The sequence below is a fragment of the Pleomorphomonas sp. PLEO genome (assembly GCF_041320595.1).
Classification (GTDB): domain Bacteria; phylum Pseudomonadota; class Alphaproteobacteria; order Rhizobiales; family Pleomorphomonadaceae; genus Pleomorphomonas.
In genome coordinates this window covers 4426143-4452246 of sequence record NZ_CP166625.1, presented here as the reverse complement: position 1 = coordinate 4452246, position 26104 = coordinate 4426143, and the positions used below count along the sequence as shown (strand labels likewise).

Sequence of the window (26104 nt, the reverse complement as noted above, 5' to 3'; positions counted from 1 at the left end):
GTTGGTCAGGCAGACCGCTTTTTCACAAAAGCGATCCTGAAGTCCGCCAGCGTAAACCGGACGCGGACTCCAGGATCGATGCAGTGTCAGGCCGTCAGCACCATGTGAGGGCGGCCATTCGACGTTTTTGATGGGCTGATGCCCTCCTCGTCGATGGTGGCGGTGACGCGCTTGCGGAAAGCGGAAAAGCTCTCGAACTCGACCACGTCCACCGCCTCGTCGAAATCGACGGTGATGGTGTAGTAGCCCGGCACCGAGGTGGCGGCTTTCAACGCCAATACGGTACCTTCGAAGGCCTTGCCGAGATAGCTGCCCTTCACGCGGTCGCCAGGATTCCACGAGCGCCGGGGCGGCTCGTTGCCGGCCTTGGCGTAGAGCGTGTTCCAGTCGGCGAAACCGTATTGGCGGGCAATCAGCTCCAGCGATTTCGAGTGGCTGATATCGCTGCCGGATTCGGCGAGCGAACTTCTGAGACGACGAGCTTGAGCCTTCAGCTCATCGAGTGTTGGCAATCGGGACGACATGACCGTTCTCCGTATGGCATCGGACATGACCGTAAGCAGGGTGCCCGCATTGCCGAGAGGTCTCGATGCCTGGAAACGGAAGCGATCGACGGGAACTTCACCATGGCTTGCGCCGGCGGGCGGCTGGGGTCCCTCACCCATGGCCGTCATCTAGGAGCGATGCTGTGAATTGTCAAGGTAACGGGTCCCAATGCAAAAAGCCGGGCTTTCGGCCCGGCCTATTTGCTCTGAAATCCGTCTAGTTCAGTCCTTGACGACCGAAATGTCCGGCGCATCCACGGCCTTCATGCCGACGGTATGGTAGCCGCTGTCGACATGCAGTATCTCGCCGGTCACGGCGCGGCTGAGATCGGACAGAAGATAGAGCGAGCTATCTCCCACCTCCTCGATGGTGACGGTGCGGCGCAGTGGCGCGTTATACTCGTTCCACTTGAGGATATAACGGAAGTCGCCGATACCGGAGGCGGCCAGCGTCTTGATCGGGCCGGCCGATACGGCGTTGACGCGGATATTCTGCGGCCCAAGGTCGACGGCAAGGTACTTGACCGAGGCTTCCAAAGCGGCCTTGGCGATACCCATCACGTTGTAGTTGGGCATGACCTTCTCGGCGCCGTAATAGGTCAGCGTCAGCATCGATCCGCCGCCGGTCATCAGCTTCTCGGCGCGCCGGGCGACGGCCGTGAAGGAGTAAACGGAGATCAGCATGGTCTTCTGGAAGTTGGCCTCGCTGGTATCCACGTAGCGGCCGGTCAGCTCGTCCTTGTCGGAGAAGCCGATGGCGTGCACCAGAAAGTCGATCTTGCCCCATTTTTCGGCGATCGTCGCGAAGACGGCATCGACAGTGTCGGCCTCGGCCACGTCGCAATGGCCCACGACCAGTGCATCGAGTTCGGCGGCCAGCGGTTCGACGCGCTTTCTTAGCGCGTCGCCCTGGTAGGTCAACGCAATCTCTGCACCGGCGGCATGGAGGGACTTGGCAATTCCCCAGGCGATGGAACGGTTGTTGGCCAATCCCATGATCAGGCCACGCTTGCCCGCCATCAGACCCACAGCACCTGCCATTTTTTGTAACCCCGCCTAATCAAATCCGGATGTCGTGCTCGTATGACACAAGGATTATAACAATAGCAAGTCGAGGACTGGCCTCGTTGGGACGCCTGTCGTGACCGCCGCCGACCCTCGACGGCGGTGGCGGTCGGCTGTAGGTTCCGCCGCATGAAGACCCCATCGACGCCCGATCTCATCTCCCGCTTTAAAGCCCTCGTCGGACCCGGCCATGCGCTCGTCGACGCGGCGGACAAGGCTCGCTATCTCGTGGAATGGCGTGACCTCTACCAGGGTGAAACGCCGCTCGTTCTTAGGCCAGCCGATACAGCGGAAGTCGCCGCCATCCTGCGCCTGGCTCACGAAACGCAGACGGCCATTGTGCCGCAGGGTGGCAATACTGGGCTGGTCGGTGGCCAGATCCCCGTGCCGGGGCAGCAGGAAATTGTTGTTTCTCTGGAACGGCTTGACAAGGTTCGATCGATTGATCCGCTCGGCAACAGCATGGTCGTTGAAGCCGGCATGCCGCTTGCCGCCGTGCACGCGGCGGCCGAAGCGGCTGATCGCATATTTCCACTGACGCTCGCCTCGCTTGGCTCCTGCCAGATTGGCGGCAACATCGCGACCAACGCTGGCGGTACCGCTGTGCTCGCCTATGGCAATGCGCGCAACCTGGTGCTTGGGCTTGAGGTGGTCCTCGCCGACGGCCGTGTCTGGAACGGTCTTCGGCGGCTCGGCAAGGACAATGCCGGTTATGATCTGAAACAATTGTTTATCGGTTCCGAGGGCACTCTGGGCATCGTCACGGCGGCCGCGTTGAGGCTTCATCATCGTCCGCGCGGGCTGTCGGTCGCCTTCGTTTCCCTCGCCTCGCCGTCGGCGGCGCTCAACCTGTTCGCTCGCGCCCAGGCAACGGCGAGCTTCGGTCTCACCGGCTTTGAATTGATGTCGGGCCTCGCCATGGAGTTCGCGTTGCGCCATATCGCCGGTGCCCGGCTGCCGACAGCTCCCGCACCGTGGTACGTGCTGGTCGAGGTCAGCTCTGGCCTGTCCGATGCTGAAGCTGGTGCGATGATCCTCGACATTCTCAGCGGTGCGATGACCGCGGGGGAGGCGCTTGAGGCGGCGGTGGCGCAGTCGCTGTCCCAGATCGACGATTTCTGGCGGCTTCGTCACGGCATGAGCGAGGTCCAGAAATACGAAGGCGGCTCCATCAAGCACGACATATCCGTGCCGATCGGTGACTTGCCCGACTTCCTGGACGAGGCCATGGCAGCTGTCGGGACTGCCTTTCCCGGCTGCCGGCCCGTGCCATTCGGCCACATGGGCGATGGCAACATTCATTTCAATGTCAGCCAGCCCGAGGGCGATGACCGTCAGGCATTTCTCGCCCGCTGGGACGAGATGAATGCTGTGGTGCACGCCGTGGTTCGGAAATACGATGGCTCAGTGGCCGCCGAGCACGGCGTTGGCCGACTCAAGGTCGAGCTTTTGGCCGACGTAAAGCCGTCGCTCGACCTTGAGCTGATGGGTCGCCTCAAGGACGCGCTCGATCCGGAAGGCATCCTCAATCCAGGCAGGGTTATTCGCCGGCCATGAACATGAGCCAGCGGCCGTCGGCGGCAATCTCCAGGCGATAGAACTCGTAAGAACCGACGGCCCGCATTTCCTCGAAATCGCCGGCTGTCAGCACGCGGTAGACCTCGACCAACTGGCGGCGGTTGAGAGCGTTCGGGGGGAACTCCGCGAAATAGGGCCAGATATAGCGCACTTGCGGCGTGCCTTCGCCCTTCACCACCCATCCCGCATCGAGCACGTCAAGTAATATGGCTAGAACCTCCAGGCCTTTGGTGTCGCCTGAAGCGGCCTTCAGAGTATCGATAGGATCTCCTTCGCCTGTCGAGGAGAACACCGGCGCCGGGTTGGAGAGGCCGATCACCGCCCGCATCTGCGCCTCATCGCCCGATCGGGCTGCCGCGACGATCTTTTCGCGCATGGCGGCGACGGGCGGCGGCAGCGTCGAGAGATCGTAGTGCACTTCGGGTAGGGAATCAGCCGCCTCTTCATGGGGCGGAGTCGCAAAGCCGGTACCTGGTTCGGCGTCGGATCCGTCTCCGCCGGGAATCGTAAAACCAAAGCCGCTGCTCGGTGAGCGGTTGGTTTCGGTCGGAGACTGGGTCCCAAAGGCAAGGCTCATCGGCGCAGACCACAACGAAAAGCTCGCCGCGATCGTTGCGGCGAACAACATCGTTCCGATGGAAACCTGCATGTCTTCCCCCGGCCTCACTTGGAGGCCTGTTCCGCCCAGTCCCGCCTTACTGAAGGGTGCGCAGCAGAGTATAGCTGCCCGAAGAGATCTTCTCCGGAAGTTCGGCAACAAGCCTCGCCACGCTCTCCTCGCCGAAGCACTCGACGAGCGTCGTCAGGGCGGCAAACAGAGCGGCATGGGCAACGGCGTCCACCGGAATGCCGTCGTCGTCGGCATCGTCAAAGGCGCGCTCCATGTGCGTCATGGCCCGATGCTTGAAATTGTCGCTCACCGTGGCCTCAACCGGCTCAAGCAGCTCGTCCCGCATATCCGACATAGGCCCCATCCGCACCTTCGGGAATCGTCTCGCGACATTACATGCCGTCTACCGATCCGCGCCATCGACGGGGTCACACTATCATCGTTCGGCCAAGACGCAACGCCAACCGTTAAAGAGCGTTAACGAGTTTGAAGAAACGCGGTTAACGGCTCGGTAACCATCAGCGGACGGGCGTGGCAGGCGAATCGCCTGTCCGCCCGAAGCGTTGGTCGAGGCGGTCGGAGAGTTGTGCCCCCTCGGCAAAATAGCGTTGGAGGACGCCCCGCGCGGACGCCGTACAGGCCCGGTGGGCGACCGCGAACGTGCGCTGGCCGCGGTTGAAGGCTTCGACATAGGGGCGGCGTGCCGGGCCCTCAAGGCCTTGCGCATCAAGAAACGAGACCATCTTGGCGCGCCAGTCGGCCGCCGCCGGTCCGCCGCACAGGCCATCAAGGTAGGCCGCCGCGCCAAGCACCTCGGACAGACGAAGCACGTCGGCCTGATAGGGCGGCGGGGTGGCGTCGGCGGCCAGAAGCGGCGTCGCCGAGGCTAGCGTCACAAACACGGCCAGAACCTTCAGCAAGAAACGCTCCCCGTTGCGCCGAACCCTTCCGGCATTCTGGACCGTCAGCCTTCAAGGGGCAAGGATAGTCAGCCTTCGACCAGTGCTCTGGTGCGATCGATGAATTCGGCGAGCTTTGGCGTCAGGCTGAGGTCGGCAAGCTGCTCGGGCCGAACGAAGCGGGCGGCGAGTGCGTCGGAGGCGGCAACTGGCTCGGCGTTGGCCGCGGCGGTCGCCGCGAAGACGATCAACACGTAGTGGCGGAACGTGCTGCCGTCGCCGCCCGAGAGAATCACCTCGTGAACGAGAGGGACGCCCGCGACCGTGATTCGAAGCCCGGTCTCCTCGAACACCTCGCGGCGAGCGGCATCCTCAAGGTTTTCGCCCCATTCGAGATGGCCCCCAGGAAAGCTCCAGAGACCGCCCGACGGATCGCCCGATCGTTCGACCAACAGCACCTCACCGCCGCGCCATACTCCCACGCTGACGCCGACACGAGGTTGACGGACGAAATTGGCTTTGGGCATGGCGTCAGCCGAACAGCGCGTCGACGGCCGACTGGGCGTCGCCAGTGTCCTCGGTGACCATGGAAGCCGCGGGCGCTCCATTGATGAGGCCCATGGCATGGGCCAGCAGCGGCTTGATGCGCATTTCCGAGAGGTCTGTCAGCGCCTCGATCGGCAGGGCATCCATTGGCGCTTCAATGATCATCTGCTGCAGATTAGCCATCGCAGCATCGATCCGGGCGACGGTATCGTCGAACGCGCGTCGACGCTCGGGATCGGAAGCTTGATAGGCGGCAATGGCGAGATCACGTTCTTTGAAGTGCGACAGGCGGAAATGATCGACATAAGAGCAGGGCTGCCAGGCAACGACGTCCGGCGCGCAGTCCGGCATCACCGGCAACATATCGACCAGCATCACCACTTCATTGAAATGGTTTAGATAATCGGTTGCGAGCCAAGTGTCGGGGTGGATGTTGGCGGCAGCAAGACGCTCCGGAGAAAAATCGGTCCCCGGTCTCACGAGCTCTTCCGTGCCTGCCGTGCCCGCCAATTTGTCCCCCGCCGAAAAATTTGCTTTCGGAAACATAACGCGGTCAAGGTTGCCAAATACCTTACGACGATATTTGTTTCGCAATGGGTAAAGCAGATATCACGGTCTTCGCCAAACAGATGGTTATTGAGGTCGGTGCATGTGTGGTCGGTTTGTGCTCATCGAGTCGTTGAGGGCGCTGCAGAACCTATTCGGGTACCGCTACGATCCGACCTATGAGCCGCGTGTTCTCGACATAAGCCACCGCTACAATATCGCGCCGACGCAGCCCATCGCCATCGTTGATGCTGGTCTTGATGGCATACGGCACGCTCGTCTTGTGCGCTGGGGGCTTATTCCCGCTTGGACGAAGGATGCCCAAACCCAGTCGTTGTTATTCAACGCGCGTTCCGAAACCGCCGCCGACAAGCCGTCGTTTCGGACGGCGATGCGCCACCGCCGCTGCCTCGTTCCGGCGTCCGGCTTTTATGAGTGGCGGCGGATGGGAACGGCCAAGATGCCTTACTACATCCGCCCGCGCGATGGCTCGACCATGGCTTTCGCGGGCTTGAGCGAAACGTGGCTTGGATCGGATGGTAGCGAGATCGATACCGGCGCCATCCTCACGACGTTGGCCAACAAGCTGATGGCGACCCTTCATGACCGGATGCCGGTGATCCTGGATCCCAAGGACTGGGACGAATGGCTCGACTGCGGCAACCGTCGCCCGCGCGACGTCGCTCACTTGCTGCGGCCGGCCGCCGATGACCTGCTAGAGGCGATCCCGGTCAGTGAGCGGGCGAACAGCGTAGCCAATGACGACGAGGCATTGATCGCCCCGCTCGCCGAACCGCTCACAATCGATGCGGAACCGGTCGAGCAAAAGATCGCTCCGACCTCCGACAAAGACGAGCCGCCGGCGCAGGGTAGCCTGTTCTGACGGCTTAGCCGGCCGAGAACAGTCGCCCGGTTTCGTCGACGGCATCGTGTGCCACATCGACGATTTCACCCCTGACCGTGGCCTTGCCCTCGGCAATCAGCCGCACCGCGAGGGGGTAAAGGCGATGTTCGGCCGTCAATATGCGGGCCGCCAGGCTGTCTGGGGTGTCGCCAGTGAGCACCGGCACGGCCGCTTGGGCGACGATCGGTCCCACGTCCATCTCGTCCCGCACGAAATGCACGGTGCAACCGGTCAGCTTGACGCCATCGGCAAGCGCCCGCTCATGGGTATGGAGCCCCTTGTACGACGGCAGCAGGGAGGGGTGGATGTTGATCAGCCGGTTATGCCAGCGCTCGATGAAGGCAGGGGAAACGATGCGCATGAAGCCAGCAAGGCAGACGAAGTCGACACCATGGGCGAGAAGCGCGCCGGTGACTGCCGCCTCGAACTCGGCCTTGGAAGCGTAAGCCTTATGGTCGACGAGAACGGCCGGAATACCGCGCTCACGGGCAAAGTCGAGTCCCTTGGCATCGGGACGGTTGGCGAGGACACAGCACACCTCGGCCGGAAAGGCCGGGTCCCGCGCCGCATCGACCAGCGCCGCCATGTTGGATCCGCGCCCGGAAATCAGAATGCCGACCTTGAGCTTGCCCATCACCCGTCCCTACTCGAGCATTGTGCGGGAAAGTGGGAATCGGTTTCCCGCAAAAAGCAACGCGACAACAAAGAACTAGAGCAATTCCAGCAAAAGTGGACACCGGTTTTGCGTACGGAATTGCGTCTTAACAAGGAGATAGAGCCTATCCGGCGAACCTGAGTTCGCCGGATAGGCTCTAGAGCAACGATTTGCGTTCGTCGGAACGCACGTCGCTCTCGTCCTTCAAAGCTCCAATGCACCCTCGAACAACGTGCGCGGTCCCTCGGGGTCGGCGACCATCTCACCGAAGCGGACGACTTTCTCGCCAGCCGACGACAGCGCGGCGGTAACGCGGTCAACGTCATCGGGCGCCACCACCGCGATCATGCCGATGCCGCAGTTGAAGGTGCGCACCAGTTCCGCCTGATCGAGCCCGCCAATTTTGGCCAGCCAGCCGAATACCTTCGGCATTTCGACGGCCGAAAGATCGACGCGCGCCGACAGACCGGCAGGCAGCACGCGTGGGATGTTGTCGACGAAGCCGCCGCCGGTGATGTGAGCGAGTGCCTTGATGGCGCCCGTTTCCTTCTGGGCGGCGAGGACCGGTTTCACATAGATGCGGGTCGGCACGGTCAGCGCCTCGCCAAGCGTCTCATCCGCCGAGAAGGGCGATGGGGCAGAATAGGAAAGCCCAGACCGCTCGACGATCTTGCGCACCAGCGAAAAACCGTTGGAATGAACGCCCGAGGAGGCGATGCCGAGGATGACATCGCCGGCCCGCACGGTGTCACGTGGCAAAACACTGTCCCGCTCGACCGCGCCGACGGCGAAGCCGGCGAGGTCATAGTCGCCGTCCTTGTACATGCCGGGCATTTCGGCAGTTTCACCACCGATCAACGCGCAACCGGCCATCTTGCAGCCTTCGGCAATGCCGGCAACCACCTCGGTGGCAGTATCGACGGAAAGACGCCCTGTTGCGAAATAGTCGAGGAAGAACAGCGGCTCCGCGCCTTGGACCACCAGATCGTTGACGCTCATCGCAACAAGGTCGATGCCAACGAAACCGTGGATGCCCGCCTCGATCGCCACGGCAAGCTTGGTACCGACGCCGTCGTTGGCCGCCACCAGGACAGGATCACGAAATTTGCAGGCGGCGAGATCGAACAGGCCGCCGAAGCCGCCGATATCGGCATCGGCCCCGATCCGCCGTGTCGCCTTGACCAAAGGCTTGATGCGATCGACGAGCGCGTTTCCAGCGTCGATGTCGACGCCGGCGTCGCGATAGGTGAGCCCGTTCTTGCCGTTCATGGAGCCTCGCGCCTCCGCTACAATGGATATCCGGCAAGAAGCCGAAACGAGGGAAAATGACAAGTCCAATCTGCGCCTTTCCCGCCTCTCGTGCCGGAAAACCGCTGATATGGCCGGAGGTCGGTCTTGGAAACCACGCCGGCGATGCTCAAATGATCCAACGCATCCGCCGGTTAAGTCCGGCCGGCCTGCTCGAAAGGCGGATGCTCAGGCAGATGACGAGCGGCGTTGTCTTGCCGATTTAACGTTCGGGTCGGTTCGGCGAACGCTTCGGACGACCTTCCGCCGGGGATGCCATTGACCATACCCAACCTTATCACGCTGGCCCGCCTGATTGCCGTTCCCGTGGTGGTCCTGCTGCTGCTTGATGGTGATTTCGGCTATGCTTTCGCCGTCTTCGTGATTGCCGGCATCTCCGACGGCGTCGATGGCGCCATTGCCCGCCACGTGCCGGGACAGGCGAGCGAACTTGGCCGCCTGCTCGATCCGGTGGCCGACAAAGCGCTGCTGGTCTCGATCTTCGTGGTGTTGGCAGCCACTGGACATGCGCCGATGTGGCTCACCGTGCTGGTGGTCAGCCGTGATGTGCTGATCGTCGGTGGCGTCATCGTCTCCTGGCTGGCGTCGAAGCCGGTGCCGATCGTGCCGCTGCTGATTTCCAAGGCCAACACGGTGGCCCAGATTCTTTACGCCGCCCTGTTGTTGGGTGATCTTGGTCTGGCATGGCAGTTAGGGTCGCTTGTGGATATCATGGGTTGGGTCGTGGCGGCCTTGACCCTGGTCTCCGCCGCCGCCTACGTCAGGGGCTGGCTTGCGTTCATGCAAGGGTAAGGACAGCGCGTGAAACTAAGGAATACCGTTCTCTTCTGGACTGGCGCGGCGCTGGCCTTCGGCTTGCTGCTTTATGTCTTCTCTTCGATCCTGCTGCCCTTCGTTGCCGGCATGGCACTCGCCTACCTGCTCGATCCGGTGGCAGATCGCCTCGAGCGGCTTGGCCTTTCGCGGGCGCTGGCCACGGCGTTGATCCTTATTGTCTTCGTTCTATTGGCGCTGTTGGCGCTGATGATCATCGTGCCGGTGCTGGGCAGCCAGCTCCAGGGCCTGATCGCCAATATGCCTGCCTATCTCGATGCCGCCCAGCGCTGGCTGAGTCATGAGGCCGGAACCCGCCTGTTTAAAGCGCTCCGCATCTCGGCGACCGACATCCGCGGTTCGCTCGGCGCGCTGTTCAGCGATGGTTCGACCATCATGACAACGCTCATTTCGTCGGTATGGAATGGCGGCCAGACGTTGATCTCGGTCATTTCATTGCTGGTGGTTACCCCTGTCGTTGCTTTTTACATGCTTCTCGACTGGGATCGTATGGTCGCGACCATTGACGACAACCTGCCGCGTCATCATCGGGAGACCATCCGGGCGCTGGCGCGCGACATGAACATCGGCGTTGCCAATTTCGTGCGCGGGCAGGTGTCGGTGTCGGCGCTGCTCGGGCTATTTTACGCTGTTTCGCTGTCGATTGCCGGTCTGTCCTTCGGCCTGTTGATTGGTCTGCTTGCTGGCCTCATCAGCTTCATCCCCTATCTGGGGTCGATTGTCGGCGGTGGCCTCGCCATCGGCGTGGCGCTCTACCAGTTCTGGCCGGACTGGACGTGGATCTCCGTCATCATCGGCATCTTCGCCGTCGGTCAGTTTATCGAGGGCAACATTCTCCAGCCCAAGTTGATTGGCTCGTCGATCGGGCTGCATCCGGTCTGGTTGATGTTCGCCCTGTTTGCCTTTGGCACGCTGTTCGGCTTTGTCGGTCTTTTGGTCGCAGTGCCGGCGGCGGCCTCGGTGGCAGTCCTGGTCCGCTTCGCCTTTGCCAAGTATCGCCAGAGTCCTTTCTACAGCCTCGATCCAGGCAGAGCCGCTGATCCCGCGACAGGCACGATGGTTGTTTCACCCGAGGATTCCGCCCCATGAGCATGAAACCGCGACAGTTGCCGCTTGCCATGCCACATCAGGCTGCGATGAACCGGGAGGACTTCCTGGTTGGAGAGGGTAACCGGGAGGCGGCGGCCTTTATCGATGCGTGGCCCGATTGGCCGGCGTCGGTGGTGCTGCTGATCGGTCCGAACGGCTCGGGCAAGACGCATCTCGTCAACATTTGGGCGGCGAAGAGCCGAGCCGCCGTCGTCGCGGCGGCCAACCTATCCTCCACCGATCCAACCGCGCTTGTCGGGACCGGCGCTGTCGCGGTGGAAGATGCCGACGATCCCGGCCTGAACGAGAAGGCGCTATTCCACTTGCTCAATGCGGCACGGGGACGTGGCGCCTCAGTGCTGATCACCGCTCATTCCGTGCCATCGGTCTGGGGCGTGACGCTTGCCGACCTCCTTTCACGACTGCGGGCGGCTCAACCGGCCTTCCTCGGCCCTCCCGACGATGAGCTTCTCGAAAAGGTCATGATCAAGCTTCTGGCCGATCGCCAGCTCGCCATCGACGCCGGCGTGCTCGACTATATCCTGCTCCGCATGGAGCGGTCGTGCGCCGCCGCCTGCGCGCTTGTCGATGCGCTTGATCGCGAATCGCTCGCCCGCGGCCGGCGCATCACCCGGGCGATCGCTGCCGAGGTGCTGGCGCCGGAAAGCGAAAGTTGATCCCGAAATGGGAAGCCGACGAAGAGATTGTCGCCTGAATCGGAAGCCGTAGACAAACTGTCACATAGCTCGTGCATGGATTTGGTCCGTAAGCTAGACTGACCGCAAGCGGCCGGTCCTGCCTGGAGCCTGGGCTTACCAGCCCCGCGAGCGTGAGGTCGTGGAGATGAGCGAAACGGATGCAACCGTGAGCGATACGATAGAGGCTAAAGCCGATACAACGCCGTTGATGACCATGGAATCGCCCGAGCGGTTCATCAATCGTGAAATCTCCTGGTTGGGGTTCAATCGCCGCGTACTTGAGGAGTCCGAGAACGCCAGCCACCCTCTGTTGGAGCGGCTGCGCTTCCTGTCGATCTCGGCAAGCAATCTCGACGAATTCTTCATGGTGCGCTTTGCCGGCATCAAGGGGCAGGTACGCGAACGCGTTACCACCCGGTCCGACGACGGGCTGACGCCATCCGAGCAGATGACAGTGATTTCCGAAGCCGCCTCTCGGCTGGCCGACGCGCAGCAGGCGCGCTGGCGCAAGCTTCGTACTGAGATCGAGAAGGCCGGCATCGTCCTCGTCGATCCCAACAAGCTCAAGGCGGGCGACGAGGTCTGGCTCGAGGATTATTTCCTGTCATCGGTCTTCCCCGTGCTGACGCCGCTGGCCGTCGACCCGGCGCATCCTTTTCCTTTCATCCCCAACCTCGGCTTCTCAATCGTTCTTGATCTCGTCAGGGTGCGTGGCAACGAGAGCATGGTGGCTCTCATCCGCATGGCCGCCAAGATCGATCGCTTCGTTCGTCTGCCCGATGACACGTCCCATCCGGGTGTGGCCCGCTTCATCTTGTTGGAGCAGGTGGTGACCATGTTCATCGGCCGTCTGTTCCCCGGCTATACGGTGCGCGGGCAGGGCAGCTTCCGCATTCTGCGCGATAGCGATCTCGAAGTGGAGGAAGAGGCCGAGGATCTGGTTCGCCTGTTCGAAAGCGCCCTGAAACGTCGCCGCAAGGGACTCGTCATCCGCGCCGAGTTTGAGCGCTCGACCCCGGTGGCGCTACGTCAACTGGTGACCGAGTCGGTCGGCTGCATGCCCGATGAGGTTCAGCTCCTCGACGAGTTGCTCGCCCTCAACGATCTCAGCCAGCTCGTCGGCCTCGATCGGCCGGATCTCAAGTTCGAGCCTTATGCGCCGCGTTATCCCGAACGCATTCGCGAACATGCCGGTGACGCCTTCGCGGCCATCCGCCAGAAGGATCTGATCGTTCACCACCCCTATGAGTCGTTCGACGTGGTGGTGCAGTTCCTACGGCAGGCGGCGGCCGATCCCGAGGTGATCGCCATCAAACAGACGCTCTACCGCACGTCCAACGACAGCCCGATCGTTCGCGCGCTGATCGAGGCGGCCGACGCGGGCAAGTCAGTGACAGCGCTGGTCGAACTCAAGGCACGCTTCGACGAGGAGGCCAACATCCGTTGGGCCCGCGACCTGGAACGAGCCGGTGTGCAGGTGGTGTTCGGCTTCTTCGAGCTGAAGACCCACGCCAAAATGTCTCTGGTGGTGCGCCGAGAGGGACAGCAACTTACCACCTACTGTCATCTCGGTACCGGCAATTATCATCCGATCACGGCCAGGATCTACACCGACCTCAGCTATTTCACCGCCAACAAGACCATCGCCCAGGACGTGGCGCGCATCTTCAACTTCATCACCGGCTATGCTGAGCCGCAGTCGCTCAACGCTCTGGCGATGAGCCCGCTGACGTTGAGGAAGACGATCATCGACTGCATCGGTCGGGAGATCGAGCATGCGCGGGCCGGCCGCACCAGCCAGATCTGGATGAAGATGAACTCGCTCGTCGATGCGGACATCATCGACGCCCTCTACGAGGCGAGCCAGGCCGGTGTGTCGATCGATCTCGTGGTGCGTGGCATTTGCTGCCTCAGGCCGCAGATTCCCGGCTTTTCCGAGAACATTCGAGTGAAGTCGATTGTCGGCCGCTTCCTCGAGCACAGCCGCATCTTCTGTTTCGGCAACGGTCAGCCATTGCCCAATCCCCGCGCCACGGTTTACATCGGCTCTGCCGACATGATGCCGCGCAACCTCGACCGCCGTGTCGAGGTGCTGGTGCCACTAACCACGGAGACCGTGCACGCCCAGGCTGTCGATCAGATCATGGTGGCTAACCTTCGCGACAACCAGCAGAGCTGGCGCCTGCTGCCCGACGGAGGCCACGAACGCATTGTGCCGGAGCCAGGCGAAGAGCCTTTCAACGCGCACCGCTATTTCATGACCCACCCATCATTATCGGGACGTGGACACTCGCTTGAAAACGATGCACCCAAGTCTATTGCCGGACGGAACGAAAAGTACCTGCCGGTGTGAAGCTCCCGGGCGGTTGCCCGGTTATGGCCCCGTGTCGGTCATCGACATCGGCTCCAACTCTGTTCGACTTGTTGTCTATGAGCGCCTCTCGCGGGCGCCCACCATGCTGTTCAACGAAAAGATGCTGGCCGGCCTCGGTAAGGGGCTGGCTGCGACTGGACGGATGAACCCGGAATCGGTGAACCAGGCACTTGCCGCCATTCGCCGCTTCAGGCTCCTCGCCGAGCAGAGTGGCTCGGTGGAGCTCTATATCTTGGCCACGGCCGCTGCTCGCGATGCGACCAACGGACCCGAGTTTTTGCAGGCCGTCGAACAGATCTGCGGCGTCGAGGTCAACCTTTTGTCGGGTGCCGACGAAGCGCGGTTGTCCGCGCTCGGCGTCATGTCCGGGATGAATCGTCCCGCGGGCATCGTTGGTGATCTCGGCGGTGGCAGCCTCGAGCTGATCCGCATCGAGAATGATATGGTCGGTACCGGGCGCACCTATCCGCTCGGTGGCATACGTCTGTTGGAGGCTTCCGAAGGCTCTATCCGCAAGGCCGAAAAAATCGTTGCCGACGCGCTGGAACCTGCCGCCGTGCAGATGCCTTGCGCCGGGCTGCCTTTCTTCGCGGTGGGCGGCACCTGGCGCTCGCTCGCCCTTCTGCACATGTACGAGACCGGCTACCCGCTGCATGTCATGCATAACTACTCCATCCGAGCCGAGGAAGCGCTGGAGTTCGCCCGGGTTGTCGCCCGACGCGATCCTGAAAGTGTCGACCGGATCGAAGTGGTCTCCCGTTCTCGCCGGGGTTTGCTGCCTTACGGCGCGCTGGTCCTTGAGCAGGTCATCCGGGCCATCCGCCCATCGCATGTGGTGATTTCGGCGCTCGGTGTTCGCGAGGGGTATCTTTACGAGCGTCTCTCAAGTGAGGAGCGTTCCAAGGATCCCCTGATCGAGGCAGCGTCGGAACTCAACTGGGTGCGCTCTCGCTCGCCGCGTCACGCCAAGGAACTGGTCGCCTGGTCGGATGCCGCCTTCTTGCTGCTCGGTATCGATGAAACCGAGGATGAGAAACGCATGCGGACAGCGGCCTGTCTCGTCTCGGATATCGGTTGGCGCGCCCATCCCGACTATCGCGGCGAGCAAAGCCTAGGCATCCTCTCCAACGCCTCCTTCGTCGGCATCGACCACCCGGGGAGAGCCTATCTGGCGCTCGCCGTGTTCTATCGGCATGTCGGCCTGCTTGATGACGCGGTGTCCCCGCGCATCCGCGAACTGGCATCGACCCGCCTCAAGGAACGGGCGCGGACACTGGGCGCGGTACTGCGCGTCGCCTATCTCGTCAGCGCCTCGATGCCCGGTGTGTTGCCGCGTATCCGGCTTTCGATGGAGGGCGATCAGTTGATCCTCAATCTGCCGGGCGAACTCGGCGATCTCTCGGGCGACCGCCTCCTGAAGCGCCTTGTTCAGCTCGCGAAGGTCGGCGGCTTCAAGGACGGCGTGATCCGCGTCACGGGGTAGGCAAATAAAAGACATTTCGAGAAGGGGCACTTGCAGAAGTGCTTCTTCTCGAGATTGTCCGCGCAGGCAATATAGGACGTGTCGGGATCACCGATCGATGGCGATGATCTTTTTGCCGTCGAAGGTAATGGCCAGATGGCCGCGCTTCAGTTTGAGCGCCTGTTCTCCGAACATTTCCCGCCGCCAGCCGCGCATGGCCGGAACGTCCGCCTCGTCGGAAACGGCGATATCCTCAAGATCGTCTGTGGTGGCGATCACCTTGGCGGCGACGCCCTCGGCCTCGGACACCAGCTTCAGGAGCACCTTCATCAGGTCGACGGCGGCGCCGGTCCCCTCGGGGACCTGACGATGGCGCGGCAATTTCGGCCAATCTTCCTTGGGAGTTTCGAGGGCGCGGCGCACGGCGGCGAGAATGTCTTCGCCCGAACGCGAGCGCTCCCAGCCCTTGGGAATGGTGCGAAGCTGGCCGAGCGCCTCGGGCGTTGTCGGCGCCTGCGTTGCCACCTCATAGATGCAGTCGTCCTTGATGACACGTGAACGTGGCACATCGCGGCTCTGCGCTTCGCGTTCCCGCCAAGCGGCGACTTCTTTCAGGATGATCAGTTCGCGCGGCTTCTTGACGCGCATCTTGAGGCGCTGCCAGGCCTCGTCGGGATCGGTATGGTAGGTGCTTTCGGAGGTCAGCACCTTCATTTCCTCGTCGACCCAGTCGGACCGACCGGCCTGGGCGAGGCTGTCCTCGAGATGGCGATACACGTCGCGGAGATGGGTGACATCCGCCTCGGCGTAGTCAACCTGAGCCTGGCTCAATGGCCGGCGCGACCAGTCGGTGAAGCGGTTCGACTTGTCGAGTACGACGCCGGTGATCCGCGCCACCAGCTGGTCATAGGAGATGGAATCACCGAAGCCGCAGACCATCGCCGCCACCTGGGTGTCGAACAGCGGTACCGGGACGAATCCACCGAGGTGCCAGACGATCTCGATGTCCTGCCGGGCGGCATGGAAGACCTTCAACACCGCTTCGTTGCGCATCAGTTCGAAGAAGGGGGCAAGGTCAATACCGGGCGCCAGTGCATCGACCACGAACACCTGTTCGGGGCTGGCAAGCTGCACGACGCACAGCTTTGGCCAGAAGGTGCTTTCCCGGAGGAATTCAGTATCGACGGTAACGAAGTCGAAACGGGCGAGGTGGGCGCAGGCGTCGGCGAGCGCGGAGGTGCTTGTGATCATCGACATGAATACCGTCTATAGCGCAGGCAAAGCGCTTTGTCGCCCGCTGTGCCTTACGAAATGCACCCGATCCCCTGGGTGGTTATCGCCGTGCCGCGAAGGCGGCGAGAGCACGCTTTCGTCCGTCTTCGTGATTGACGATCGGCTGTGGGTAGGCCGGACGCAACAACGGCGGCGCTTCCCATGGCTGGTGCAGGAGCTTGTCGGGCAGGGCGGCGATTTCCGGCACGAAGCGGCGAACATAGTCGCCGCCTGGATCGAACTTCGCGCCCTGAGCGATAGGGTTGAAGATCCGGAAATAGGGCGCGGCATCGGCTCCGGTGCCGGCCACCCACTGCCAACCGAATGGATTGGCGGCCGGGTCGGCGTCGACCAGCGTGTCCCAGAACCATTGTTCGCCCTGCCGCCAGTCGATCAGCAAGTGCTTGATGAGGAAGGAGGCGGTGATCATTCGCACGCGGTTGTGCATGAAACCGGTTTGCCAGAGTTCGCGCATGCCGGCGTCGACGATCGGATAGCCCGTGCGACCTGTGGTCCAAGCCCTGAGAGCGTTGGCGTCCGTCTGCCAGTGGAAGGACTCGAAACCGGATTGGAAGTTTCGGATTGCGAGGTCGGGGAAGCCAGCCAGCAGGTGCCAGGCGAATTCTCGCCAGCCGATTTCGGCAAGGAACTTCTCGGCTGAGTCGGTTGGAATCGAGCCGGTAACCTCCGCCTTCATCACCTCGTGGACAACGCGCGCCACGGCGATCTCGCCGAACCGCAGATGCGGCGACAGGCAAGACGAGGCGCCGGCCGAGGGGTAGTCCCGCTCCAAGGCGTAGCGGGAGAGCCCCTTATCGAGGAAGGTCAGAAGCCGTTCTTTGGCACCGGCTTCGCCCGGCGTCCAGTTTGCCGCGAGTCCGCCGGACCAATCGGGCTGTGTGGGATGCAGGCCAAAGGAGGAAAGTGGCTCGGAGGCAATATCGCCCAAGAAGAAGGAGATCGACTCGGGTCGGCGAGACAGCGCGGCGCGGGGCGCAAGATGTGGCCGATGCGCTTTCCAAAATGGTGTGAAGACGCGAAAAGCACTGCCGGTCTTCGTTCGGATCGTGCCCGGTTCGTACAGCAGCCATGCCGAGTAGCTCGACACGGTGACACCTAGCTGCCGCAGCTCCTTCGTGACGCCCTCATCGACCTCGTTTCCTTCGCGATCGTAGCGACGGTTGAAGTGCAGCGCTGAGGCCCCGGCGCTTGCGGCAATCTCCGACAAGATGGGGCGCGGATCGCCGCGCCGCAGTATCAGACGCCCGCCGAGCTTGCGAAGGTCATTGTCGAGAGCGGCAAGGCTCTTGTCGAGCCACCAGCGGCTGGCCGCGCCGAGCGGCCTTCGTTCGGTGCCTTCCTCGAGCACGAACAGGCAGAGCACCGGCCGGCCGGAGGCATTTGCAACCGTGAGCGCCGGATGATCGGCGAGCCGCAGATCCTCGCGGAACCAGACGATCACCGGCGCCTTGGCGCTTTCATCTTCCCTCATATGGCCTGCTCCGATCGCTCTTGCCAGCCGACTGCAAACCAAGCCATATGGCTTGGAATTTTCGGGCGCCACAAGGCGCCTAACGGAGGAGATCGCCGGCCTTGATTTCGCCATCCGATATTCTGCCGGCTGTCGCTGATGACCGCCAGCCGGCCGCTTTTGGCGAGCTGTTCAAGATTGGCATCGGGCCGTCGTCGTCGCACACCGTCGGACCGATGCGCGCCGCCTTCGTCTTCATGCAGCATTTGGAAGCGAGGCTGTCGGAAGTCGCTCGCGTCACGGCGACGACCTTCGGTTCGCTCGCCTGGACCGGCAAGGGCCATGCCACCGACAAGGCGCTGATTCTTGGGCTTGCCGGGTTCCGCCCGGATGATATCGACCCCGATCTCGCCGACGACAGGTTGGCTGACATCGTCGCGGCGCGGCGTCTGGTTCTTCCGGACGGCCGGGCGATCACCTTCGATCCAGATCGCGACGTGATTTTCGACTGCGTCGCCACTTTCGAACGTCACCCCAACGCCATGCGCTTTGCCGCTCTGGATGTGACCGGCGCCGAGCTTCTATCCGAGGTTTGGTATTCGATCGGCGGCGGTTTCGTTGTTTGCGAGGGGGAGCCCGAAGAGCATGCCGGCGGAACGCCACTACCCTGGCGCTACGGCACGGCTGCCGAATTGCTCGCTTTGTCGGCCGCAACGGGCCGTTCGTTCGCCGACATAGCCCTCGACAACGAGCGCGCCCGCAAGGCGGACAAGGACTGTCTAGCTGTCGTCGACCACATCGCCGAGGCCATGTTCGCCTGCATCGAACGCGGTATCGAGCGCGATGGCGAGCTGGCTGGCGGTCTCGGTGTACGCCGACGGGCGCGTCAGCTCTATGAGCGGATTCAGGCGCGCGAGGCCGGCAACGATCGCTCGCCGATGGTGGTGATGGATTACGTTTCCTGCTTTGCCATTGCCGTCAACGAGGAGAACGCCGCCGGTGGCCGTGTCGTCACCGCGCCGACCAACGGTGCCGCCGGTGTGGTGCCGGCCGTGCTGCGCTATTATCGCGACTTCTGCGGTGGTGAGCGCGATGGGTTTCGTGGCTTCCTGCTGACGGCGGCGGCGATCGGTGGCCTCATCAAGCGTAACGCGTCGATCTCCGGTGCGGAGGTTGGCTGCCAGGGTGAGGTGGGCTCGGCGGCTGCCATGGCGGCTGCCGGCCTCTGCGCGGCCCTCGGCGGTAGCCCCGCCCAAGTGGAAAACGCCGCCGAGATCGCCATCGAGCATCACCTCGGCATGACCTGCGATCCGGTCGGCGGTCTGGTCCAAATCCCTTGCATCGAGCGCAACGCCTTTGGCGCCATCAAGGCGATCAATGCCGCCTCGCTGGCGCTTGCCGGTGATGGTCGCCACGTTGTCAGCCTCGACGCGGCGGTTGAAACCATGCGCCAGACCGGCCTCGACATGCAGACGAAATACAAAGAGACCTCGCTTGGCGGTCTTGCCGTCAACGTCACGGCTTGCTGACCCTGTCGGGGTACCGTTCAGAAACTGAGGGCTCGTCAGCGCGGACATCTCGTTGGAGATGGGCGCTTAAGGTTGCGATATCGGCTCGTTTTTGACGCCGACGGGGGCAACGGGCCCAAAGCCAGCGAATGGCATGAAAGATCATGATGGTGCTCCCGGTCGGTCTCGCTTCTGACCGGAAATTTCCCATGCTATGAAAGGGGGATAAAATGAAACGTCTCCAGCCGTAGCATGAAGAAATTTCATGAATAACCGCCCGCTGCCCTCGATTGCCGGATTGAAAGCCTTCTGCGCGATCGCCGAGACGGGAGGCTTCGGCCGGGCGGCCGAGCGATTGGGGTCGACGCAGACGGCCGTAAGTCACCAGATCGCCCAATTGGAAAGCTGGGTTGGTGGTGCACTCCTCGAACGCGGTCGCACCGGTGCTCGTCTGACTCCCAAAGGCGCGCGACTCTATCCATCGGTGGCAGAGGCGCTACGCAGCCTCGAAGAGGCCTTGCGAACCGCCCGTGCCGATGCCGGCCGTGACAGAATAGAACTGTCAGTGACACCGGAGTTCTCGAGCCAGTGGCTGGCGCCGCGACTGGCCGGCTTCGTCCAGCGCTTTCCGGATATCGAGTTGGCGCTGTCGATCGGGTATCAGACACCGGATTTCTCGACGGGGCGCGCCGATCTAGCGATTCGGCTAGGAGGAGGAGGGAGCAGTCTCGTAGCCGAGCCTCTGACAACGGATGATGAGTTTGCGGTTTGCGCGCCATCGCAGGTCGAGCGGCTGCCGCAACGACAGGCCTTTCTTGCCGCTCCCTGCCTGACCTATGACGGCGTACGGCACACGGCGCTCGACTGGCAGCGCTGGTTTGAGCAGATCGATGCAGAAAGCGTCGCCCCCGGCTTTGCCGATCGAATGGCGGCAGCCGTGTCCTTTCCGACGTTTGCCGACATGCTCGCCGCTTGCCGGCGTGGCGAGGGCTTCGCATTGGTGCGCACTTCGCTGGTCGAGGCAGACCTGCGCAACGGCAGTCTGGTCCGCGCCTTTGTCGAAAGCCAGCCGTCGCCGTTCAACTACAGCCTGATCTATCCGCGCGCTGCGCTTGTCAATCCGAGCGTAGCAGCCTTCCGGGAATGGATCTTGGTCGAAGCTACCCCTTAGAAGCGGCGGGCATTCAGCCGTCCGCCTGAGGCAGTCCATCGGCGATGGCATCGGCGAACTTGCGCATCAAGCGAACTAGATCGTCGAACTCCTGGGGATCCCAGTTTTCAAACACCTTACGGCCGATGCGTTCGCGCGCCGCATCGACGAGATCGGTGGTCGCCTTGCCTTTTTCCGTCACCACCGCTTCGCGAACACGCCGATCGGCCAAGCTGGCGCGCCGCGTCACCAAACCGAGACTCTCCAGTTTGGCCACCTGTCGGCTGACTGTGGTGTAGTCGCGTCCGGCTCGATCGGCGAGCTCGACGACCCCGATCGGTCCGAAGCGCTCAATGCCGACCAAGAGCGGAAATAGCGCCCGGTCGAGCGGGATGCCGGCCTCGCGGATCAGCACTTCATCGCGCTGCGGCCGGTTCATAGTGCCGACAATGTCGAGGAGGGCGCTATGCAACTGGCGCATCTGGTCAGAGTTAAGTGTATTTTGCACGCTTTTCCTTGACTCCGTTCGTGGGGTCAAATATATGCTCATTATACACATAAATGACGCCGGAAGGAATGCCCATGCAAGCCATCAGGGTCTCATTGCGCCGTTGGGCGACGCCTCTCGTTATCGGTGCTTTCCTGCTGATGTCGATCACTGGCGTGCTGATGTTTTTCGAACTGGACGTCGGCCTTGTTGCCGTGGTCCATCAATGGTTCTCCTGGATCTTCCTCATCGGCGCCGGCGCTCATCTCGCCCTGAACTGGCGCCCCTTCCGTAACCACCTGAGCTCTGGCTGGGGCAGGGTAAGCATCGCAATCTTTGCGGCGCTGACGGTCGCTGCGTTGTTTTCCTGGGGGTTGATCACCGGCCCGCAGATCGCACGGCCGATTGAGGAAGCGCTCATGGACGCGCCCATCGCCGCGCTGGCAGCGATGACGCGCAACGCTCCGGAGACGGTGATAGGGCGCCTCGCCGCCGATGGCATCGTTGCCGATAGCGACGACAGTCTCCGCGACGTCGCGCTGAGGAGCGGCAGCGATGAGAACCGACTGCTCGCCATCGTCTTCTTTCTCAACTGAATTCCACACCTGAAGGAGAAACAGCCATGAAGGCTGCCATTGTCCGCTCCGCTGGAGCCACCCCTGCCTATGGCGATTTCACGGAGCCGCAACCGACCGGTTCGCTCGCCCGCGTCACGGTTACCGCCGCCGCGCTGAGCCAGGTCACCCGCGCCCGCGCATCCGGCCGCCACTATAGCTCGTCAAACGCCTTTCCCTTCGTGCCCGGTGTCGACGGTGTCGGCCTCACCGACGATGGTCGGCGCGTTTACTTCGTCTTGCCCGAGGCGCCTCATGGCGCGCTGGCCGAGCAGACACTGGTGCGGGCCGAACATTGCATCGACTTGCCGGTTGGCCTTGATGACATAACGGCAGCTGCCATCGCCAATCCCGGCATGTCCTCCTGGGTTGCGCTAACCGAGCGAGCCAAGCTCAAGCCTGGCGAAACGGTGCTGGTCAATGGCGCCACAGGTGCTTCCGGCCGTCTGGCTGTAAAGATCGCAAGACATCTCGGCGCAGCGAGGGTAATCGCCACCGGTCGAAACGCCAATGCCCTCGCCGAAATTGGCGCCGACGCGACGATCGCGCTCGACGACGATGCCGACATATTGGAACGGCGGTTCAGCGAAGCATGCGCCGAGGGCATCGACGTGGTGATCGACTATCTCTGGGGCATGAGTGCCGAGCGGCTGCTGATCGCCGCCGCCAAGTCCGGTCGCGATGCAATGCCGCTTCGTTTTGTCGAGGTTGGCTCGGTAAGCGGCGAAACGATCACCCTACCGAGTGCCGTGCTGCGTGCTTCGGCGATCGAGCTGATGGGCAGCGGCGTCGGCTCGGTACCCTTTGAGCGACTGGTAATGGCTGCCGGCGCCGTGCTGGGGGCAGCGGTGCCGGCTGGACTGACCATCGCTGCCCGGCCCGTGTCGCTCACTGACATCGAGCGCGTCTGGGGCGAACCCGACGACGGTCACCGCATCGTCTTTACCCCCTGAGCCGTCGATAGAGTGTCATTGGCGCCTGCTAGCCTCACGGCAGGCGGCAATCTCGCCGCCAATTGTCTACCGCCCGGAGATTTTCATGCCAACGTGCTTTCGCGCGACGCTGCTGGCCTGCACTGTCGTCGCCGTGGTGCCGTCGATCGCAGCAGCCACAGAACTTACTGTGATGACTTTCAATATTTGGGGTGGCGGGCAGAACGCAGGCAAGTCCGTCGATGAAACCGCCGCCGCCATCCGTGCAGTCTCCCCCGACATCGTCGGCGTACAAGAGGTCAAGCCCGAGCCCGATCCCTGCACGGCCGAATCCTGTGTGCCGACCGGGCCAAGTATCGCTAAGGCGCTGGCCGAAAAGCTCGGCTACCACTATGTCGAGCAAGATGCCGGAAACCCGGCGCTGTGGGCAAACGCCATCCTGAGCCGTTATCCAATCGGCCCGCTGACGCCGAACAAACTTGGTGCTCCGATCGATGTGGATGGTCGCAAGGTCTGGGCCTTCAATATCCACCCGACCGACTATCCGTACCAACCTTATCAGTTGCTCAACATCAAATATGGCGCGGAGCCCAATCTGAAGACGGCTGATGAGGCGATTGCCGCTGCCAAGGCGGCGCGTGGTCCGGCGCTTGATTTGCTGGAAGCCGACCTCAAAGCCGCCGACGGTGCCGATGCGGTATTCCTGTTCGGTGACTTCAACGAACCCTCGTTCCACGACTGGACCAAAGCGGCGGTCAAGGCCGGTCATCAGCCGCTTGCCGTTGCGTTTCCCACTACTGCGCGGGTCGAGGCCGACGGTTTCGTCGATCTTTTCCGCAAGGTTTTCCCCGATGAGGTGGCCAAGCCAGCGTTCACGTGGACGCCGACCAGCGAGCCGAACGATCCTTCAGACCATCACGACCGTATCGATTTCACCTTCGGCAGGGCGAAGTCGCTGGAAGTGCTAAAGGCAGGAATTGTTGGTGAAAAAGCGCCGCAGGCCGACGTCGTCGTAACACCGTGGCCGTCCGATCATCGCTCGAGTTTCGCACGCGTCAAGTTCTGACCAGGCAACGGTCCGCTCCGCTTGATCGGAGCGGGCCGCGCGTTCAGCTCCTCAGCGCTTCCACGGGAGATTGGCGATAGGCGAGCAGCGCCGGAAGCGCCGCCATGAGCGCTGCGAAGGCGATCAAGGTCGCGGCCAGCAGGCCATCGGCGCCGGTGAATTCCACCGGCATGCGAACACCGCTTTGCGCGGTGAACAGGCCGGCCAGGAATTCGGCTGCGGCATACCCCATCCCGAAACCCGCGCCGACGCCGAGGACGACAAGCAATAGCAACTCCAGCCAGACGATTCCGAATACTGCAAAGCGAGGCGCGCCAAAGGCTCGGAGTGCGCCGATCTGCTTGCGCCGTTGGGCGACGTGGATCACGGCGATCAGCATCAGCGCCGCGGCGATCAGCGCCTGCGCGCCATAGGCGACATACATCAGTACGGTTCGGGCATCGCCGAGCGTGGCGTAAAGTGAGGTCAGAACCTCTGCCGGGAAGACGGCGCGCGTCGTGCTGTCGGTGCGGTATTCTTGTCTGAGTTTATAGGCGTCGGCGATCGTTTTCGGTTTGACAAGCACCGCCGGCAGGCCGGGCAGTTGGCGGCTGAAGTCTTCGTTGAGCGGTGCGTCCGCGTCGATGTGTCCGTGGTGGTGCTCCTCACCTCCCGCGGCCGCTGTCTGGCTGGTCTGTGCCTCGGCGGGGGATGCGCCGTTTGCGACAGCCTCGCCCCCGTGCTCATGCTCCTCGCCGAGGCCATGGATGTGCCAGACCGCCTGAATGGGAACGAGAACAGCCCGATCCCAGGCTGTTCCGGTCGGCTGAAGCTTGCCGACCACGTGATAGGTGCTGTCCGCGTGCGTTTCACCGCCTTCATCGGCCGCGCCGTGCATTGGCTTTACTTCGGCGCCGATCGGCAGCTCGACACCCGAGCCCACCACCGCCTCACCCTCGCGTGCAAACATGTGTCCTTCGATGAAACCAGTCGTCGTGCCGGAGATCAGCGCCGTGGTGGTGCCAACGATAGGGTAGCCTTTGAAATTGTCGCCGAAGCCGATCGGAGCCGCCCAGGCGACGCGGGGATCGGCGGCAAGCTTGGTCAACACCTCGCCCGGCATCAGTGGCAGCGCCGCGGGCTGCAGGAATACCGATGAGAGCACGAGCTGCGTTTCCGAACCGGGGGCGCCGACGATCAGGTCGAACTTGTCGGCTGCGCGTGCCGAGCCAAGGCGTAGCGCGCGCTCCTGCAGCGTCACCGCGACACCTAGGGCGGTGGCGAGCGCCACCAGCAGTACGATGACCAGCGAGGCGGCCCAGAGGCGACGGAGATCGGCAAGGATGAAGCGGATCATGATGACGTCTCCGTGGCAGTGTCGGCGACGATGCGGCCAGAAACGAGGCGGATGCGGCGATCGAGGCGCCCGGTCAACCGCTCGTCGTGGCTGACGACGAGCAGCGTGGCACCCTCCTGGTCAGCAAGCTCCAGGAGGAGCCGGCCGACCTCGGCGCCTGCTTCGGCGTCAAGGCTGGCGGTTGGCTCGTCGGCAATGATGACGCCGGGCCGGCGAAGCAGGGCGCGCGCCACGGCGACGCGCTGCATCTCGCCGCGCGACATGGTCTCGACCGACTGGTTCGGCCGCGTGAGGCCAACACGGGCGAGAAGCTCGTGGGCTCGCGCTTTCACCTCGGCCGTGGCGGCATGGGCAAGACGGGCCGGCAGCAGCACGTTGTCGATGGCGGCAAGGCCGGGGAACAGATGGAAATCCTGCATGACAAGACCGACGTTTGTTGCTCGCCAGCGGTCGCGGCGGCTTTCCGACAGTGTCGCGATGTCGATGTCTTGCCAACGGATAGTGCCATTGTCGGGCCGTTCGAGGCCAGAAACCAGGTTGACGAAGGTGCTCTTGCCGGAACCGGACGCACCTGTGACGGCGAGCCGCCCACCGGCTGGAATCGTCAGGGCATCAATGGCGAGGACTGGCTGTGAGAGACCCGGAAAGGATATGGCAACGTTGGAAAGGACAAGCGGCAGCATGGCTCACACCGTCTCGAAGGAGGAGTGGACGAGGCGCAGCAGGCTGACGAAACCCGTCTCGGGATCGGTCCAGGAGCCTACCTCAAGCGTACCTGTCACCTCGATCAGCCGCGACGGTGGCACGAAGGTGGTCTTCTCGTCGATGTAGACGACGACGATGTTGCTGGGCCAGTCGGCGTCCGACGAGCAGAAGGGGCAGAGCGCCATGGGAATTTCGGTGAGCACGAAGAACTTGGCTTCGGCCTTGAGTGGTGGTGCCATGAAGCCGCTCATTGATGCGGTCTTGCCGTTCAGCGCTTTCACCTTGTCCGAAAAGGCAAGGCCGAGAACCGACACCTTGCCGTAGAGCTCGTCGAAAGTCAGCGTGTCGCCGGCCTTGGCGATACCTGAGCAAGAGAGGGCGGCTAGGCCGGTGAGAAATGTCCGGCGGCTAACCGCAGGGACTGCCATAGGGGGCATGGAAGTCTCCATT

27 protein-coding genes are annotated in these 26104 nt (G+C 62.8%); 12 read left to right on the top strand and 15 right to left on the bottom strand.

The genetic code is table 11. From position 1 onward, the window contains the following. Positions 1 to 86: 86 nt before the first annotated feature. Complete coding sequence (locus AB6N07_RS20685) at positions 87 to 524, bottom strand: glyoxalase superfamily protein (protein ID WP_370674941.1); 438 nt, start codon at positions 522 to 524, stop codon at positions 87 to 89. A 243-nt stretch (positions 525 to 767) separates the two neighbouring features. Then, complete coding sequence (fabI, locus tag AB6N07_RS20680) at positions 768 to 1586, bottom strand: enoyl-ACP reductase FabI (RefSeq protein ID WP_370674940.1); 819 nt, start codon at positions 1584 to 1586, stop codon at positions 768 to 770. Between the two features lie 153 nt (positions 1587 to 1739). Between fabI and AB6N07_RS20675 the strand changes: the two genes are divergently transcribed. Next, positions 1740 to 3167: an FAD-binding oxidoreductase gene (locus AB6N07_RS20675; RefSeq protein ID WP_370674939.1), complete on the top strand. Its 1428-nt coding sequence runs from the start codon at positions 1740 to 1742 to the stop codon at positions 3165 to 3167. Here AB6N07_RS20675 and AB6N07_RS20670 read toward each other — a convergent pair. From AB6N07_RS20670 to AB6N07_RS20650, 5 genes are all read right to left on the bottom strand, one after another. Then, positions 3151 to 3837 (bottom strand): hypothetical protein, encoded by a 687-nt coding sequence (locus tag AB6N07_RS20670; RefSeq protein ID WP_370674938.1) that lies wholly within the window; start codon positions 3835 to 3837, stop codon positions 3151 to 3153. The two genes, AB6N07_RS20675 and AB6N07_RS20670, sit on opposite strands and share 17 nt — an antisense overlap. Before the next feature lie 46 nt (positions 3838 to 3883). Then, positions 3884 to 4153: a hypothetical protein gene (locus tag AB6N07_RS20665; RefSeq protein WP_370674937.1), complete on the bottom strand. Its 270-nt coding sequence runs from the start codon at positions 4151 to 4153 to the stop codon at positions 3884 to 3886. Between the two features lie 163 nt (positions 4154 to 4316). Continuing rightward, positions 4317 to 4718, bottom strand: a complete 402-nt coding sequence (locus AB6N07_RS20660) for a TIGR02301 family protein (RefSeq protein WP_370674936.1) — start codon at positions 4716 to 4718, stop codon at positions 4317 to 4319. Positions 4719 to 4786: 68 nt separating this feature from the next. Next, the gene (locus AB6N07_RS20655; protein WP_370674934.1) at positions 4787 to 5224 is read right to left on the bottom strand and encodes an NUDIX hydrolase; all 438 of its coding nucleotides are present in this window, start codon (positions 5222 to 5224) and stop codon (positions 4787 to 4789) included. A 4-nt stretch (positions 5225 to 5228) separates the two neighbouring features. After that, on the bottom strand, positions 5229 to 5723 hold the full coding sequence (locus tag AB6N07_RS20650) for a hypothetical protein (protein WP_370674933.1): 495 nt from the start codon (positions 5721 to 5723) through the stop codon (positions 5229 to 5231). 169 nt (positions 5724 to 5892) lie between these two features. On the opposite strand from AB6N07_RS20650, the gene AB6N07_RS20645 reads away from it, so the two are divergent. Continuing rightward, on the top strand, positions 5893 to 6672 hold the full coding sequence (locus tag AB6N07_RS20645; protein ID WP_370674932.1) for an SOS response-associated peptidase: 780 nt from the start codon (positions 5893 to 5895) through the stop codon (positions 6670 to 6672). A 4-nt stretch (positions 6673 to 6676) separates the two neighbouring features. On the opposite strand, the gene purN is transcribed toward AB6N07_RS20645, so the two are convergent. Continuing rightward, positions 6677 to 7327: a phosphoribosylglycinamide formyltransferase gene (gene purN / locus AB6N07_RS20640; protein WP_370674931.1), complete on the bottom strand. Its 651-nt coding sequence runs from the start codon at positions 7325 to 7327 to the stop codon at positions 6677 to 6679. A 225-nt stretch (positions 7328 to 7552) separates the two neighbouring features. Beyond that, positions 7553 to 8617, bottom strand: coding sequence for a phosphoribosylformylglycinamidine cyclo-ligase (purM, locus tag AB6N07_RS20635; protein ID WP_370674930.1), 1065 nt, complete (start codon positions 8615 to 8617; stop codon positions 7553 to 7555). Positions 8618 to 8908: 291 nt separating this feature from the next. Between purM and AB6N07_RS20630 the strand changes: the two genes are divergently transcribed. From AB6N07_RS20630 to AB6N07_RS20610, 5 genes are all read left to right on the top strand, one after another. After that, on the top strand, positions 8909 to 9448 hold the full coding sequence (locus AB6N07_RS20630) for a CDP-alcohol phosphatidyltransferase family protein (RefSeq protein ID WP_370674929.1): 540 nt from the start codon (positions 8909 to 8911) through the stop codon (positions 9446 to 9448). 9 nt (positions 9449 to 9457) lie between these two features. Further along, positions 9458 to 10579 (top strand): AI-2E family transporter, encoded by a 1122-nt coding sequence (locus tag AB6N07_RS20625; RefSeq protein ID WP_370674928.1) that lies wholly within the window; start codon positions 9458 to 9460, stop codon positions 10577 to 10579. Further along, positions 10576 to 11256, top strand: a complete 681-nt coding sequence (locus AB6N07_RS20620) for a hypothetical protein (RefSeq protein WP_370674927.1) — start codon at positions 10576 to 10578, stop codon at positions 11254 to 11256. Before AB6N07_RS20625 ends, AB6N07_RS20620 begins: the two co-directional genes overlap by 4 nt. A gap of 166 nt (positions 11257 to 11422) precedes the next feature. Then, positions 11423 to 13630 carry an RNA degradosome polyphosphate kinase gene (locus tag AB6N07_RS20615; RefSeq protein WP_370674926.1) on the top strand — a complete coding sequence of 736 codons (2208 nt, stop codon included), beginning with the start codon at positions 11423 to 11425 and terminating at the stop codon, positions 13628 to 13630. A 31-nt stretch (positions 13631 to 13661) separates the two neighbouring features. Then, entirely contained in the window at positions 13662 to 15134 is a 1473-nt protein-coding gene (locus AB6N07_RS20610) for an exopolyphosphatase (RefSeq protein WP_370674925.1), read from the top strand. Positions 15135 to 15221: 87 nt separating this feature from the next. On the opposite strand, the gene rnd is transcribed toward AB6N07_RS20610, so the two are convergent. Both rnd and AB6N07_RS20600 read right to left on the bottom strand, forming a co-directional pair. Continuing rightward, positions 15222 to 16370 (bottom strand): ribonuclease D, encoded by a 1149-nt coding sequence (rnd, locus tag AB6N07_RS20605; protein WP_370674924.1) that lies wholly within the window; start codon positions 16368 to 16370, stop codon positions 15222 to 15224. Positions 16371 to 16446: 76 nt separating this feature from the next. Beyond that, the gene (locus AB6N07_RS20600) at positions 16447 to 17877 is read right to left on the bottom strand and encodes a deoxyribodipyrimidine photo-lyase (protein ID WP_370674923.1); all 1431 of its coding nucleotides are present in this window, start codon (positions 17875 to 17877) and stop codon (positions 16447 to 16449) included. Positions 17878 to 17981: 104 nt separating this feature from the next. On the opposite strand from AB6N07_RS20600, the gene AB6N07_RS20595 reads away from it, so the two are divergent. Next, positions 17982 to 19385, top strand: coding sequence for an L-serine ammonia-lyase (locus tag AB6N07_RS20595; protein ID WP_370678288.1), 1404 nt, complete (start codon positions 17982 to 17984; stop codon positions 19383 to 19385). 244 nt (positions 19386 to 19629) lie between these two features. Continuing rightward, a complete protein-coding gene (locus AB6N07_RS20590) occupies positions 19630 to 20535 on the top strand; it encodes a LysR substrate-binding domain-containing protein (protein WP_370674922.1) in 906 nt (301 codons plus the stop codon). Positions 20536 to 20548: 13 nt separating this feature from the next. Here AB6N07_RS20590 and AB6N07_RS20585 read toward each other — a convergent pair whose 3' ends face one another. Further along, entirely contained in the window at positions 20549 to 21064 is a 516-nt protein-coding gene (locus tag AB6N07_RS20585; protein WP_370674921.1) for a MarR family winged helix-turn-helix transcriptional regulator, read from the bottom strand. Between the two features lie 32 nt (positions 21065 to 21096). Between AB6N07_RS20585 and AB6N07_RS20580 the strand changes: the two genes are divergently transcribed. The 3 genes from AB6N07_RS20580 (at position 21097) to AB6N07_RS20570 (ending at position 23613) form a co-directional block, all read left to right on the top strand. Continuing rightward, a complete protein-coding gene (locus AB6N07_RS20580) occupies positions 21097 to 21597 on the top strand; it encodes a DUF4405 domain-containing protein (RefSeq protein WP_370674920.1) in 501 nt (166 codons plus the stop codon). A 26-nt stretch (positions 21598 to 21623) separates the two neighbouring features. Beyond that, a complete protein-coding gene (locus AB6N07_RS20575) occupies positions 21624 to 22568 on the top strand; it encodes a zinc-binding alcohol dehydrogenase family protein (protein WP_370674919.1) in 945 nt (314 codons plus the stop codon). Positions 22569 to 22704: 136 nt separating this feature from the next. Further along, positions 22705 to 23613 (top strand): endonuclease/exonuclease/phosphatase family protein, encoded by a 909-nt coding sequence (locus AB6N07_RS20570; protein ID WP_370674918.1) that lies wholly within the window; start codon positions 22705 to 22707, stop codon positions 23611 to 23613. A 43-nt stretch (positions 23614 to 23656) separates the two neighbouring features. Here the strand turns inward: AB6N07_RS20570 and AB6N07_RS20565 are convergent, their stop codons facing one another. Genes AB6N07_RS20565 through AB6N07_RS20555 form a run of 3 tightly spaced genes read right to left on the bottom strand, consistent with a single transcriptional unit; the run spans position 23657 to position 26091 of the window. Next, positions 23657 to 24949, bottom strand: a complete 1293-nt coding sequence (locus AB6N07_RS20565) for an FtsX-like permease family protein (protein ID WP_370674917.1) — start codon at positions 24947 to 24949, stop codon at positions 23657 to 23659. Next, complete coding sequence (locus AB6N07_RS20560; RefSeq protein ID WP_370674916.1) at positions 24946 to 25632, bottom strand: ABC transporter ATP-binding protein; 687 nt, start codon at positions 25630 to 25632, stop codon at positions 24946 to 24948. The genes AB6N07_RS20565 and AB6N07_RS20560 overlap by 4 nt, the downstream gene beginning before the upstream one ends. 3 nt (positions 25633 to 25635) lie before the next feature. Next, complete coding sequence (locus tag AB6N07_RS20555) at positions 25636 to 26091, bottom strand: hypothetical protein (protein WP_370674915.1); 456 nt, start codon at positions 26089 to 26091, stop codon at positions 25636 to 25638. Positions 26092 to 26104: the final 13 nt, after the last annotated feature.

Excerpts from the sequence above, each read along its gene's own strand:
- AB6N07_RS20685 (WP_370674941.1), bottom strand. The coding sequence starts at position 524 with ATGTCGTCCCGATTGCCAACACTCGATGAGCTGAAGGCTCAAGCTCGT.
- fabI (WP_370674940.1), bottom strand. The coding sequence starts at position 1,586 with ATGGCAGGTGCTGTGGGTCTGATGGCGGGCAAGCGTGGCCTGATCATG.
- AB6N07_RS20675 (WP_370674939.1), top strand. The coding sequence starts at position 1,740 with ATGAAGACCCCATCGACGCCCGATCTCATCTCCCGCTTTAAAGCCCTC.
- AB6N07_RS20670 (WP_370674938.1), bottom strand. The coding sequence starts at position 3,837 with ATGCAGGTTTCCATCGGAACGATGTTGTTCGCCGCAACGATCGCGGCG.
- AB6N07_RS20665 (WP_370674937.1), bottom strand. The coding sequence starts at position 4,153 with ATGTCGGATATGCGGGACGAGCTGCTTGAGCCGGTTGAGGCCACGGTG.
- AB6N07_RS20655 (WP_370674934.1), bottom strand. The coding sequence starts at position 5,224 with ATGCCCAAAGCCAATTTCGTCCGTCAACCTCGTGTCGGCGTCAGCGTG.
- AB6N07_RS20645 (WP_370674932.1), top strand. The coding sequence starts at position 5,893 with ATGTGTGGTCGGTTTGTGCTCATCGAGTCGTTGAGGGCGCTGCAGAAC.
- purN (WP_370674931.1), bottom strand. The coding sequence starts at position 7,327 with ATGGGCAAGCTCAAGGTCGGCATTCTGATTTCCGGGCGCGGATCCAAC.
- purM (WP_370674930.1), bottom strand. The coding sequence starts at position 8,617 with ATGAACGGCAAGAACGGGCTCACCTATCGCGACGCCGGCGTCGACATC.
- AB6N07_RS20630 (WP_370674929.1), top strand. The coding sequence starts at position 8,909 with ATGCCATTGACCATACCCAACCTTATCACGCTGGCCCGCCTGATTGCC.
- AB6N07_RS20620 (WP_370674927.1), top strand. The coding sequence starts at position 10,576 with ATGAGCATGAAACCGCGACAGTTGCCGCTTGCCATGCCACATCAGGCT.
- AB6N07_RS20615 (WP_370674926.1), top strand. The coding sequence starts at position 11,423 with ATGAGCGAAACGGATGCAACCGTGAGCGATACGATAGAGGCTAAAGCC.
- rnd (WP_370674924.1), bottom strand. The coding sequence starts at position 16,370 with ATGTCGATGATCACAAGCACCTCCGCGCTCGCCGACGCCTGCGCCCAC.
- AB6N07_RS20600 (WP_370674923.1), bottom strand. The coding sequence starts at position 17,877 with ATGAGGGAAGATGAAAGCGCCAAGGCGCCGGTGATCGTCTGGTTCCGC.
- AB6N07_RS20590 (WP_370674922.1), top strand. The coding sequence starts at position 19,630 with ATGAATAACCGCCCGCTGCCCTCGATTGCCGGATTGAAAGCCTTCTGC.
- AB6N07_RS20585 (WP_370674921.1), bottom strand. The coding sequence starts at position 21,064 with ATGAGCATATATTTGACCCCACGAACGGAGTCAAGGAAAAGCGTGCAA.
- AB6N07_RS20580 (WP_370674920.1), top strand. The coding sequence starts at position 21,097 with ATGCAAGCCATCAGGGTCTCATTGCGCCGTTGGGCGACGCCTCTCGTT.
- AB6N07_RS20575 (WP_370674919.1), top strand. The coding sequence starts at position 21,624 with ATGAAGGCTGCCATTGTCCGCTCCGCTGGAGCCACCCCTGCCTATGGC.
- AB6N07_RS20565 (WP_370674917.1), bottom strand. The coding sequence starts at position 24,949 with ATGATCCGCTTCATCCTTGCCGATCTCCGTCGCCTCTGGGCCGCCTCG.
- AB6N07_RS20560 (WP_370674916.1), bottom strand. The coding sequence starts at position 25,632 with ATGCTGCCGCTTGTCCTTTCCAACGTTGCCATATCCTTTCCGGGTCTC.
- AB6N07_RS20555 (WP_370674915.1), bottom strand. The coding sequence starts at position 26,091 with ATGCCCCCTATGGCAGTCCCTGCGGTTAGCCGCCGGACATTTCTCACC.